The following is a 13,227-nucleotide window of genomic DNA, read 5'->3' as shown; positions in this document are numbered from 1 at the left end:
CGAAGGTCGCAAGCTAATATCGTGAAGAAACTCTACATCTACTTACTCGCCGGTGCGCTGATTTCGATCTTTGCACTAGGTTGGGTAATTGACACCTATAATCAGCAAACCGCTCCCTTAGAATATAGTTTTGAGTGGCAAAGCAAGCTGATCACCGGCCTTGCGGAGCAGGTTGCAAATATTGAGCAGGAAAAACGCGAAAACGCAACGGCTTTGATTGCCCAACAATTCGACATCAACATTCGTTATAAAGATGGCGATACACTAGCCATGCCACTCGAATTAAAGCAACAGATGTTACTACCTGATGGGTTAGTGATAGAAAACGAGAATGTATATTTGCTAAAAACAACCCCTCAAATGGCACCGGATTACGTTGAACTTGAATGGGAGCCTCAGGTTGAACTGGCTGATTACGACGTACTGCTAACGTTGTTTTTCTATGGTGGCATTTGCGCAATATTATGGTTTATTCTCTCTCCGTTAGTTAAACGGTTGATCGTTCTCAACACCGCAGCAAAGCACTTTGCCAGCGGCAATCTAAGCGCACGCATCACCCCCAATCATTTCACTTACATTCGCGACTTAGAAAATACCTTTAATCGAATGGCAAACCAAATAGAGAAGTTGATGGCTGAGAATAAGCTAATGGCCTCCAGTCTTTCTCATGACATTCGAACACCTGTTGCGTGTTTAAGATTTGGCCTAGATGCGGCTATAGATGAAAGTGATATCGGCGCCATTCACGATTATTTAGCACGCATGGAAAAAGATTTAGATCAAATGGAAGATATGCTCTCGAGTTACCTATCTTTTGCGACGCTTGAACAAAAGTCTCATTTACTCAAACATGAAGTAACAACCCTATCTCGCTATGGTCAAGATCTGATGCAGCAAATGCAACCAAAGCTACAAAAGAACCAGCTGTCTGGTCGCGTAGAAATCCCTGAACACTTAGTGATCCATGGTGACTTACATTGGCTTGCAAGAGCGATAAGTAATTTGATCAGCAATGCCTGTGATTTTGCCACTACCAGTGTGTTATTAAGTGCACACTGCACCGAGCATTGCCTCATTATTACTGTTGAAGACGATGGCCCTGGGATCGCGAGACAAAATTGGGATAAAGTCTTTAGTCCTTTCTTTCAAGAGCAAACTCACCGCAACCGTGCAGGTAAAAGCTATGGCTTAGGCCTTGCAATCGTTGCAAAAGTCATGGATTGGCATCATGGTACAGCCACCGTTAACCAGTCAGAGCGACTAGGTGGCGCAAAATTTGTGCTTTCGCTTCCCTGTAAAGAAAAATAATTATTGTAAATAAGTCGCTACACGGCAACTTACCCCATACAGAAATAATCGTGAAAACATTAGCTTATAAGCTAAGCTTTGCTTTTTGAGTGCAACAACTTAATTACGGCTAAATATCAGGCTAAAGCTTGCGCTAAATCAAGATAATTTACTCTTTTTATTTCTTTTTAATTACAGTAGATTGTCAACGCCGTTAGAAATTTTTAGAGAAGTATAACAATTATGAGCAATGTCCGAGGAGAGTTCAGCTCTCGCTTTGGTTTTATTATGGCTGCCGCAGGGTCAGCGGTAGGTTTGGGAAACATTTGGGGGTTTCCAACACAGACGGCATCCAATGGTGGTGCTGCATTTGTTTTAGTTTATCTGGTTTTGGCTTTTTGTCTTGCCTATCCAGCACTAATGGCTGAGCTCGTTATTGGTCGTCACGGCCAAGCAAATGCCGTATCTTCACTGCGCAAACTAACAAATACGGCATGGCAAAGTAAACTTGCTTTTGTTGTTGGGTTCGGCGGTATCATCTGTGCGGGCCTAATTTTAAGCTTTTACGCAATAGTTGCAGGTTGGATGTTTAGTGCAACACTTGAACCCATCGCGGAAGTTGCATCAATGACCCAAGCGCAATCTTGGCTTGCTGATTCATCTATGTCCCGCAACATCGTCTTTACAGCAGCCTTTATTGCACTCACCGTGCTTATAATTAGTAAAGGTGTAGAAAATGGGATTGAAAAGTGGTCAAAGCGCTTGATGCCAGCACTTATTGGTATTTTATTCTCGTTAATTGCGTATGTATTAACCCAAGAAGGTGCTGTTGAAGGTCTTAAGGTGTATCTTGTTCCTGACTTTTCTTCTGTGCTTAATCCTCAGTTACTCGTTGATGCCCTAGGGCAGGCATTTTTCTCGCTTTCACTTGGTACCAGCGTGATGATCATTTACGGCTCATACATTAGTAAAAAAGAGAATCTAGTTTCACTTGGTGCAATGGTTACCTTAATCGACGTCTTTATCGCATTCATTGCCGGCTTACTTATCATTCCCGCCATGTATGTCGCGCAAGCGCAAGGCGTAGAGATTTTTGCAGCTGACGGCTCACTACTCAATGAAGACACCTTAGTGTTTCAAGTATTACCAGCATTGTTTGATAGCATGGGTAGTGTTGGCCTTGTGGTGAGCTTCGCTTTCTTTGCACTAATGAGTATTGCCGCACTCACCTCGTCTATTTCGATGTTAGAAGCGCCTGTCTCCTATGCTGTTGAACGTTTTGCACTGGGCAGAGTACAGGCTACTTGGATCATAGGTACCTTGGTAACAGCCGTGAGCTTCACCATTTTGGTAAACATCGAAACCCTGTTCGGTTTTATTGTTAGCCTAACAACGAAGTTTGGTCAGCCACTACTTGGCATGCTGTGCTGTGTATTTGTCGGTTGGATTTGGCACAGAGCAAAACTGCTTAAAGAAATTGAATCAGGATGCCCAGAAGTTGGCAGCAGTTTCTTCTGGAAAGTATGGCCTTGGTACATCCGCTTCGTTTGTCCAATTGCCATTGCTGCGGTATTTTTAAATTCACTATAGTTTTCGCTCATAAAAAGAGGCTACGCATAGCCTCTTTTACTTTTTCACAAATAACATATCCTGATGCGGGATCCCATCTTCTAGATAACCTTCACCTTGCTTCACAAAACCGAGCCCAGCATAAAACTTGTCTAAATAACACTGCGCAGAAATAATTAAAGCCTCATGAGTAATCTCCGTTTCACAACAAGCAATCGCGCGATGCATAAGGTCATGTGCAACGCCCTGCCCTCGCAGCATTGACGAAACAATAACACGGCCAATGGATGCAGTAGTTGTGGATTTTCTATAACAACGTGCATACGCTAAAATTTGTTCATCTTTGACCAAAAATAGATGTTGAGTTTCAGGCGCCCTATCAGTATCGTCAATTTCTGGATAAGGACATGCTTGTTCCACAACGAATACCTCTACCCTTAGTTTTAAAATCTCAAAAAGCTCATCTTTAGTGAGCGCATCATAACTTTTAATTTGCCAATTCATTTTATTCTCTGTCATACCAATTAGCTTTATTAAGACTGATTGGTATCGTTATGCTTAAAAGAAAAACGCCCAGACAAAGCTGGGCGTTTTAGAGTAAATTAAGTGATTATGAGAACAGCCGCTCCAACTGATCGCACAATTGAGAGATATTGACGTGATCGTGCTCAATTGTGAGATCGACGTAACCATCCCCTCGAAACGCTCTGTCCAACTCAATCAGTACATGAGTTCGATGTGCTTCAGGCACAAACGAAAGCTCAACTTCTTGTAGTCCAAATAATGCACGTGAGTTTGGTCGGTATTCTAGTTCTTGGTAACAACCAGAAACAGACTGAAACTCAGACGCTCGTAAATAGCCCTTTTCTACATCCGCTTTCACTAAATGGAAGCCTAAACGCTCCATCGCTGTCATACATGCTTTCACTGCTTCATTTGGATAAATGTGTAAAGCATCTTTGTCTGACGGATCGATTGCTAAATCAATGTCTAAGCCAGTTTCAATCCAAACATGACAACGGTTGAAGCCCGCATTGATTTCTGTGATTGGTGTTTCTGAATGAAGTCGAGCTTCAAAAGGAATAACTTTTTCTTCGCCTGGGCCTATCGTGAAATTATTACCTACACGCCAACGGTCAATAACATGATTACTAAAATATTCTCCGTCTTCCCCTTCAACCTTGACTCTTGTCATTAGCGCAAGTTCTAAACCTGTTACTTCTTGGCTAACGTCACCGCCTTTTACTACAATTTGCGCTTGAAATTTCTGTCCCGGGTGCAAATGCTCTGTTTCCAATACAGTATCTACTTTTGCCGCACCGATACCGACAGATGCTAGGATCTTCTTAAACATTACGTCTCCTGTCCGGTATGTCCTTACCTGCATCATAACCATATTTTTTCCAACTTGTCAGCGAAAATTTATAATTTATATATCAGGAGGTTTTGGTACACTGCTCATATCTTGGATAAAAATTTAAAGTTATGGAACTGCTCTATTTTGCTGTCGCATTTGCATGCGGATTTTCTGTTTATCAATTAAAGCTTCCTCCTTTGATTGGTTTTTTGATGGCGGGCTTTGTCTTAAATCTACTTGGCCATAAAACCACGGACTTACTTACTCAACTAGCAGATCTTGGTGTAACGCTGCTGCTTTTTAGCATAGGTTTAAAATTACGAGTTGGTAACCTGATAAAGCCTCAGGTTTGGGCGCCTGCGAGTATGCACATTATTACCAGTACGGCGTTTTTCGCTAGCCTGTTGTTGATGCTAGGGGCGATAAGCCTACCTTTATTTACTGATCTAGACTGGCAAAGCGCTTTATTGGTTGGTTTTGCATTTAGCTTTTCCAGTACCGTTTTTGCGGTAAAAGTGCTGGAAGAACGTGGTGAAATGGCAAGTCTTCACGGTAAAATCTCAATCGGTATTTTGGTTATGCAAGATATCTTTGCAGTTATCTTTCTCGCCGTCAGTACGGGCAAAGTACCCAATATTTGGGCACTGGCACTGCTTGTGGTGCTACCGCTTGTACGTCCAGCTATGTTTTGGGTATTAAGCCGCTCAAAGCATGGTGAGCTACTCCCTCTTTTTGGCTTCTTTTTTGCGTTAGTCGCAGGTTATCATGCCTTTGAATTTGCGGGCCTAAAAGGTGATCTCGGTGCGCTGATCATGGGTATGATTTTCGCCCCACATAAAAAAGCCGGTGAGTTATCAAAATCACTATTGAATGTAAAAGACATCTTGCTTGTTGGTTTTTTCTTGAATATTGGTCTGAATGCCACGATTACACTGGACGCACTTTTAATAGCGATTCTACTGGTAATTGTTCTACCGATTAAAGTCTCACTTTATTATCTCTTCACCAATATATTTAAATTGCGTGCTCGTACATCGCTATTGAGCGCTTTCACACTCACTAACTATAGCGAGTTTGGTCTTATCGTGTGTGCCGTTGCATCTGCTTCTGGTGCGGTTGCTCCTGACTGGCTAGCAGTAGTTGCTATTGCTGTTTCTATTACTTTTGTGATCGCGTCTCCGCTCAACAAACGCTCGAACGAGGTCTACGTTAAATTAGAGCCTTGGTTATTAAAGTTTGAGAACCAAGACCGTTTAGAAGAAGAGCTTCCGGTAAATCTTACCGACACCAAGATCGTTATATTTGGTATGGGAAGGATTGGAACGGGTGCTTACGAAACAATACAGGCCAGCTTCCCAGATACCGTTGCTGGTGTAGATATTAAGCCTGAAGTAGTTGAAAAACATGTTTCCCGAGGGCGCAGGGTATTAACTGCTGACGCAACCGACCCTGATTTTTGGCAGCGTGTAAATCATTCTGAAGTAGAAATGGTTATGCTCGCGATGCCTAAACATATGCAGAATATTTACGCACTTGAGCAGCTCAAAGCATCAGGTTATAGCGGCCAAGTTACCGCCATTGCGAACTACCCTGATCAACAAAGAGAATTAGAAGAAATGGGCGTGAATTCTACCTATAACTTCTACCTTGAAGCAGGTAGTGGTTTTGCAGAACACGTAAAAGAGAAATTATTTACTTAAATTAGATATTAGTTCTCAGTACCATAATTGGTACTGAGAACTATTTTCATATTCAGATCATCGTGTTACGTCTAGACGTCTATTCTTATTGTTTCATTCCTCTCATTATTCGATTTACAAAGCTTTACATCCAAGATGGTAATTTGCCCCGACTTCAGAGTAAACTGACCACATCGGACAGGACGTAAGTATCTATTTTATGAACATAAATTGATATTTTTCGGCTTTAGAACTGCGTGTCACTGGATTGTGAACAAGCTATACCTCTGGAGGTTTTATGATTAAGAATAAATCTAATGGTCAATTTTCTGCAGTAGTGGATGATGTAAAGGCTGCGCCTTTTTCAGACCTTCAAGAGCGACTCGATGCAATTCAGGACAATGGCATGACAGCGTTGGCAATTAGAAATATCCTATTTCATAAAATGCTGGATTTACACGCTGTCCCAAATGATCACTTTTTGCGAAGCGAAGATACACCTTGTGATTTAGATGACCCACAAAAACTGGTTGAAAAGCTAAATGAGCTCGGCTTCGTTCGTAATAAGTTGCCGTCACAACTACACTAATATGATTTAGGGAGCCTACTCTCCCACATAGGCTGGCAATGCCCGTCGCCAGCCTATTTTCCTCTTCCAACAATAAGCCTTCACCTCTTTCATAAGCATTTGTATTCACAGACTAGATAACATAAGTAATTACGGTGTTCTCAACAGCAATTTTTCCCTCCAAAGATGTGGAGCTGAATAACCTAGATCAGTCACCCTGAGATGATTTAAGTGGTGGGTTACTTTTTTTCTTCGGTAATAAAGTTTTCCAAGCCTGCCTGAATGGCTTCAAGTAAATTGCGGTAAGTGAATCATGTCCCGCATCATATTGCCCAACTCCAATGGTGATTTTNCCGCGCTCGAGGCCTTTATAAGCGAGCCATACATACGGTCCCAAATGGCTAGCGCTGAACCTAAATTAGTATCGAAATGGATTGGATTACTACTGTGATGCACTTGGTGTTGTGCAGGACTAATAAACCAATTCTCCAGCCTATCCCCCCAACTCAGCCATATATGTGAATGCCTTAAATTAGCCCCAAAGATATTAAATAAAAAGACAAACGCATTCGCACCAAGAATATCGTACATACTCAAACTACTGCCAAATACGTAATACCCTATTCCAACCACAATTCCTTGGGTTAATGCCATACGACAGGCGTACAGGTAGCTTTCAACGGGATGTGAGCGATAAATGGTAAAGGGGGTCAGGACTTTTGCAGAATGGTGCACCTTGTGAAACTCCCAAAAGAATGGGATTTTATGTAGGATCAGGTGCAGCAAGAACCGAGTGAAGTCATCGACTATAAATAAAAATAACGTAAATAGTCCAATCACCAGCCAATCTGGCGCTTCTAGATGTAATGCTGGACCAAAAAGCGCTTCAAGCCCACCGGATAACCCCAGCGCCACCGGTACCATAGTCAACACGATAGGCGTGAACGTCGCCGCCTTTATCAATCGATTTGTGACCAATAAACAGTAATCGAGCTTGGCGCTTTTGCACCACCACACTTGCTTGGGAAATAGGAATTTAAAAAAACCTTTACCAGAGCGCACTTTTTCTGTGGCGATATAAACAGGAACAGCCATCAAAATGGCACTAATCAAGTATGGCAAATACACTCTTTTATTGGCATCGAACAAGTAGCCAGGAAGTTCAGTAATGCTTTGCCATAATTGCTCTAACATAATCATTTCCATCAAAAAGAAATAATAAATTCACATATCTTTGGAACAGCTCCATAGATCTAGCGACAAGCCGCCATGAAGCTGCGGCTCTTACTCAAGAGCCGCATAGACAATCAATTAAAACTGGTATTTATAGCCTAAACTAAATTGTCTTGGTTTGCCTGGGCGCGCGCCATACGGGCGACGACTAACAATTTCTGCTTCATCGAACAAGTTGTCGATTTTAGCATAGACTTGACCATACTGACCTAGCTCGTAACTCGCCGATATATCAACGATCGTTGTGCTGGGCACCTTTGCGCCTTCAAGGACAAGCTCAAAGTCTTCAGTGCTTCTACCAGCAGCTTCGCTCATCTCACTGATGTATTTGATGGCTACGTTAACTTTCCAGTCACTTGCTGCGAGGCCAATGTTAAAAGTGGCTTGATGAGACGGTAAATACGGAAGCTCATCACCATTTTTAATATAACCCCATTGTGCGAACGTTGTCGCACGCTCATTCTGGAATTCACCTTTCGTATAGGTGTAGGTGAGACTATAAGGGATATCCAGTTGAAGGTTCAAAGGGTAGCGCTGTGCAAACTGCATTTCGAGACCGTAAACATCCACCTCACCACCGCTGAACTGCTGGTCTTGTTGGTCATTGACACCACAGTTAGACTGACCACAGCTTTCATTCAGATTTTCATAGTCGTTGAAAAAGCTCACAATCTCAAACTGCGTCACACCATCATTAAAACGCCCGCCAAACTCATAGTTAACACTGTTCTCAAGCTCTATATCTGGATCCTGTTGTGGTGAAGAAGGTACAAAACCTTGATGCACGCCAAATAAGAGACCGGCATCATCAGAAAGCTGATAGAAACCACTTAGGCTTGGCAGCCAAATACGGGTGGTTTTATCAATCCAAACATCGGCATCTTTATTATCTTGGTAAGACATATCCATCAGCTCGCCGCGAAGGCCAAAGCCCAGTGTTAAAGCATCAAGCTGTACCTTATCTTCTAGATATACCGACCAAGCTTTAGTGTTTTCAGTATTCAGCGATGTAAACTGCTTTGAACCCTCTAGCAACACAGGTGAACCACCTTCCATTGCATATGCTTGCTCAAAATGTTTGCGCTCAATTTCATCTTCATGAAAACGCACGCCAACTGCGACGTCATGGGTTAAGTTAAACAGGCTAAAGCTCGTATTGGCATCGACTTGAAGACCTTGTGAGAAATACTCACGATCATTAGTACCCATATTCAAAAAGATATTTGAACCCGCAACGACAGAGTCCCGTGTCCCTGTGATCACGCCGTACTCATTTGCGAAAGCCTCTGGGTTTGCCATAATTTTTGAAAGGGATGGTCCACTTTTACTACCTAGACTATTAAGCTTTAGCCAAGCTCGCTCATAGTCATTACGGTACAATCTTGTTGTAACGTTAAAGTCTTTGCCATCAAGTGCATGGGATAACATTACCTGAGTATGCTTGGTATCCATCTCTGCAGGCTTAGACGCTGCATATCGACGATACGGATTTTCAGCAAAATCTGCATCCGTTAAACCAAGGTAGGTTTCATCAGACAACTCGTCGGCGTAGCTAAGTTTTAAACCAAAGGTATGGTTTAGCTCACCTTGTGACAGTTTATAATTAAACTTGGCTAAGATATCGTTCTTCTCAAACCCCGTATCCCCCCCGCCATCAAGCTCTTTAAAACCATCGGCTTGTAGATTTACTGCTTCGAATAAGAAGCCGACATTATTTACTACTGAACCGTAGTAACCGTGAGCTTTAGAATAACCATCGCTGCCAGCCGCAACATCAATACCGCCTTCTGTAAATTCTGGCACTTGGCGAGTCACTAAGTTAAGCGCACCAGCAACTGTTTGCGGACCATGCTTGATAGCCGCTGGTCCTTTAAACACCTCAACCGCAGTCATACGAGTGGTAACCGGGAAATAATAAGCAGCCGGCGCAGAATAAGGAGCAGGGCCAATGAGCACACCATCTTCCATTATGGTGATTTTTTTGCTTCGCTCAGGTGTTACACCACGAAACCCGATATTTGGTCGCAAGCCATAGCCATCTTCTTCACGAATATTAACGCCGGGTACGTTAGAAAGAATACGGTGAATATCATCATACTCGTATTCTGCCAACTGCGCTTCTGACAACAAAGTTGCGGAGCCTGCTTCTTTTCGCAATTTATCGTGGTGGCTGATAATAGAGATATGCTCAATATCTTGATTGTCATCAGCAGCTTGCACTTGAGGTAGTGCAAAAATTACTGCTACCGCTAATAAAGATTTCTTCATGTTCATGCGCTTAGTCATTGTCACCTGCCGAAGTTTGTGGAAGTTCTAGGGCGAGCTTTTCGATAAACTCAGTCTTTAAGTCATCCGTCACTTTTTTAACGTCTGTATGCGCTTGCGTCACTTGCTCTGTAGAACCCGCAAGCTCAACTTTAAGACTCGCATCCATCGCAAGCAATGTGGCTTCAGCATCTGCAAGCCCTGCAAGCATGCGCTCTTTTACATCACTGCCATCCTCTGCGTCTAAAAAGTCATCAAAGCCCAGTGTATTTTCAGCGTCTTGGCCATTACCGGTAAAAATCTTCCTAAACGCTCTTATATTGGCAAGTAAATTCTCTTTTGAATGTTCAGACAAAGGGGACTCAACAGCTTCAGGACAAGCCTCTAAACCACATGCATTAGGAAAACCTAGGCCTAGCGGTGTTGCAATTTTGCCGTCTTTCAGCTCTTCGGTCATATAAAACAGTGCTTTTGATATCTCATTTAGCGCTACATGAGGCGTGTCAAACGGCGACCCAGGCTGTCCCGCGTTAACAAGCTTAGCTGCGTAGCCATTTTCTCCGCCCCACTGGGACAGAAGTAAATTACTCTGAGTTTCAATATCTTTTGCAACTTCCGTCGCGAACTCACAGCGAGCAATGACCCGCTCCTGAGCTGGACGACTATTCCATGGTGCCAAAGCATCATTCACTGACGAACAGTTATGGTCAAGATTAGCATTGAATAGAAGGTGCTCTAAGGCAGTTAAGCCTTTGCGGTTTGCGGTGCGCTCAGAAATATTATAAGGATTGCTAGCATTACGATTAATGACACCATCTTCGAAATACACAACATCCAAATCGATATCACATAAAGAACCGGTAGCAGGCCAAACATAAATGTTATTCTTAAGCTCTTTGCTATTGGCGGTAAGTGGACCCATTTGCATTAATTCAACATACTGCCATCCCACCATAGCTGAGCGCCAACTGTCTTGAGCACTTAGCTTTAACGCTGCGGCATTTTCTGCCACCGCTTTTTCAGCACTACAGTAACTGGCAATTGCAACTTGTTGTGTCTTTGCTAGTTCATTAAACTGTTCGATAGTTGGAGTCAGTACATTATCAACCAAGTTACTTACCAAGGCTGCTTCATCAAATTGCGTTGGTGATGGGTTATCCGTTCCCGAGTTGTTATTGTCTTTGATCCCTGGACCTTGACTACTTGAAGTGCTTTCACCGCAACCCGACAACACCAGAGCTACTGCTATGGCTGCGGCACTTAAACGTTTAGATACTCTCATTTGTATTCTCTATTATCTATATACAACAAAAGGTTAGCGGAATTAACGGCTAACCTTTTTACGTTATAAACGAAAATTTAGATTACCAGTTGGCAACATTCTCAGCATCGAAATCATATGCAGTTGCAATGATTTCTCGCGCTTCCAATAAAGCAGCCTTATAAGCTTCCACTTTATCTGCCGCAAGCTCAGGTTTGTCACCCATCAGGTTATGAATTTCAGCAAAAGCAGTATCTGAGACAGGAGAAAACGGATTAAACTGGAAGTTTAACGCGAAACCTTTCATTTCTGACCAGTGTTTTGCTACCGCATAGAATTGATCGGCATCAAAATCACCTGATGCAATATCGTCTAAATCGCCGTCATCATGTGAGATTGTATCATTGATATAATGCACAACGGTTGCAGCGATAGACTTTTCCCATGCTAACAACGCTTGATTACGCAATGCTTCTAAGCGCGCTTTGTCTTTGTCTTCCCACTGCGCACCGTAATTACCAATGTTCGTTTGAATAAGTTTTCGAGCTTCAATAAATGCCAGCTGTGCTTGAGCTGTAAAATCTGTTGGGTTAGAACCAGTCGCTGTTCCACGGTCACGTTTTGCCGCATTTGTTGAGTTACCAAAGTTAAACTCTGACAGTAAATCAATTTTGCCGTCTTTATCTAGGTCATGATAACCATTGGCATACGCTTCACGTCCCCCCTTACCCGCAATCTCATCATCTGAATAATCTAAGTAGTCGATTGCAGCTCCAAAATAACCATAACCTTCGTCAAATTTATGCTCTAAATCGGTATAACTGCCACCTGAACTTGTGTTATCTGCGTATGGTTTACCTTCATCATTTACACCAAAAAGCATTTTATCATCAAGATAGTCATCAGCAGCCTGCGACAATGATACCGCACCGTTTAAGTGCTTTTGTACTAGCTGAACAAGATCTAGGCCTTCGGGAGTGACATAGAGATTGTTCAGGGGTACTGATGTACCATTATGCTCAGCTTTAATTTTAGCACCACTTTCAATCTGCTTAAGTTGACCCTCAAGCAAATCTAAATAATGTAATACTAAGCCTTCTGGGGTCTTTGCTTGAGTGCCAAAGTCAGTCCACCCGACCATAGCACCCTCTTCTTCCCACGCTTTATGCATATGAGAAGTATCACGACCGGCGATTTTACCGCCTTCCCCCATCACCTTTTTCAGGGTGTTAGAAATAGCGCCTAGAGTGGTTTGCTTAGCACCAGCTTGCTCTGCAAAAGCGAGCTTTTCATCAAGTACAACCGCATCTGTTGGCATTAAAAACTTTTTAATTTCAGCGATTGTATCTTCTGGCGTTTTTTGCAACTCACCTTTAAGCTTACCCATTAGGCTCTTAACGTGAACCATAGCCGCGTGACGCGCAATTTGGCCAGAGTAAGAAACTGAAGACTCACCTTGAGCATTATTGAAGGCGTAACGGTTTACACCCGCTTTGCTTTCTTCAGCAATTTGCTGAACAGCGATTTCAGCTTCAACTTCTTTTTTTTCACCTTTGCTGTCAGTTGCCGTGATAATTACCGATACCTTACCGCCTTCAACTTGTTCGAAATTTAGTGCGTTTTCAGCTTTAAGCTTAACCGCACCGTCAACAATTTCAAAACGATTGTCAGAAATGGTTAGTGTCAGTGCACTTACTTCATCGTTATCGTCAGCGAACGTAATATTCGCAACCGCTGCGCCAAGTGTATCTTCAGATACTGACGCACTGTCTACGGTAATAGTAGGTGCAGCATTGGTTGCGGCTGGAGGTGGTGTAGTGTTGTTATCATCGTTATCGTTTGAGTTGCTGCTAGAACCACCACATGCGGTGAGACCTAAAGTTGCAGCGAGAATAGCAGTCGTTAACAGAGACTTTTTAAGTGCCATTGAAGTGTTCCTTTGAGACTAATTATGTTTATATTTTCATAACTAGGTGTAAAGTATACACACACCTAAATAGCAATCAAT

9 protein-coding genes and 1 pseudogene are annotated in these 13,227 nt (G+C 42.7%); 4 read left to right on the top strand and 6 right to left on the bottom strand.

Going from position 1 to position 13,227, the window contains the following annotated elements; genetic code table 11:
• Positions 1-21: 21 nt before the first annotated feature.
• Complete coding sequence (locus tag CKO50_RS13245) at positions 22-1,308, top strand: ATP-binding protein (protein WP_095728533.1); 1,287 nt, start codon at positions 22-24, stop codon at positions 1,306-1,308.
• A 222-nt stretch (positions 1,309-1,530) separates the two neighbouring features.
• Complete coding sequence (locus CKO50_RS13240; protein ID WP_095728532.1) at positions 1,531-2,877, top strand: sodium-dependent transporter; 1,347 nt, start codon at positions 1,531-1,533, stop codon at positions 2,875-2,877.
• 36 nt (positions 2,878-2,913) lie between these two features.
• Here CKO50_RS13240 and CKO50_RS13235 read toward each other — a convergent pair whose 3' ends face one another.
• Together CKO50_RS13235 and CKO50_RS13230 are read right to left on the bottom strand one after the other, a co-directional pair.
• On the bottom strand, positions 2,914-3,360 hold the full coding sequence (locus CKO50_RS13235; RefSeq protein WP_095728580.1) for a GNAT family N-acetyltransferase: 447 nt from the start codon (positions 3,358-3,360) through the stop codon (positions 2,914-2,916).
• A gap of 106 nt (positions 3,361-3,466) precedes the next feature.
• The gene (locus tag CKO50_RS13230) at positions 3,467-4,210 is read right to left on the bottom strand and encodes a sporulation protein (protein ID WP_010605088.1); all 744 of its coding nucleotides are present in this window, start codon (positions 4,208-4,210) and stop codon (positions 3,467-3,469) included.
• Between the two features lie 131 nt (positions 4,211-4,341).
• Between CKO50_RS13230 and CKO50_RS13225 the strand changes: the two genes are divergently transcribed.
• Together CKO50_RS13225 and CKO50_RS13220 are read left to right on the top strand one after the other, a co-directional pair.
• A complete protein-coding gene (locus CKO50_RS13225; RefSeq protein ID WP_095728531.1) occupies positions 4,342-5,913 on the top strand; it encodes a cation:proton antiporter family protein in 1,572 nt (523 codons plus the stop codon).
• Between the two features lie 277 nt (positions 5,914-6,190).
• Positions 6,191-6,481 (top strand): hypothetical protein, encoded by a 291-nt coding sequence (locus CKO50_RS13220; protein WP_095728530.1) that lies wholly within the window; start codon positions 6,191-6,193, stop codon positions 6,479-6,481.
• 187 nt (positions 6,482-6,668) lie between these two features.
• Here CKO50_RS13220 and CKO50_RS13215 read toward each other — a convergent pair.
• From CKO50_RS13215 to CKO50_RS13200, 4 genes and pseudogenes are all read right to left on the bottom strand, one after another.
• Positions 6,669-7,654, bottom strand: a pseudogene (locus CKO50_RS13215) (sterol desaturase family protein).
• A 117-nt stretch (positions 7,655-7,771) separates the two neighbouring features.
• Positions 7,772-9,979 (bottom strand): TonB-dependent receptor, encoded by a 2,208-nt coding sequence (locus tag CKO50_RS13210; RefSeq protein WP_095728529.1) that lies wholly within the window; start codon positions 9,977-9,979, stop codon positions 7,772-7,774.
• On the bottom strand, positions 9,972-11,240 hold the full coding sequence (locus CKO50_RS13205; protein ID WP_095728528.1) for an imelysin family protein: 1,269 nt from the start codon (positions 11,238-11,240) through the stop codon (positions 9,972-9,974). Before CKO50_RS13205 ends, CKO50_RS13210 begins: the two co-directional genes overlap by 8 nt.
• 82 nt (positions 11,241-11,322) lie before the next feature.
• A complete protein-coding gene (locus tag CKO50_RS13200) occupies positions 11,323-13,146 on the bottom strand; it encodes a DUF4856 domain-containing protein (RefSeq protein ID WP_095728527.1) in 1,824 nt (607 codons plus the stop codon).
• Positions 13,147-13,227 lie beyond the last annotated feature (81 nt).

Source organism: Pseudoalteromonas sp. HM-SA03 (assembly GCF_002289345.1).
GTDB lineage: Bacteria > Pseudomonadota > Gammaproteobacteria > Enterobacterales > Alteromonadaceae > Pseudoalteromonas.
Note: the sequence above shows the minus strand (reverse complement) of the source record. Positions and strands in the feature narration are given on the sequence as shown.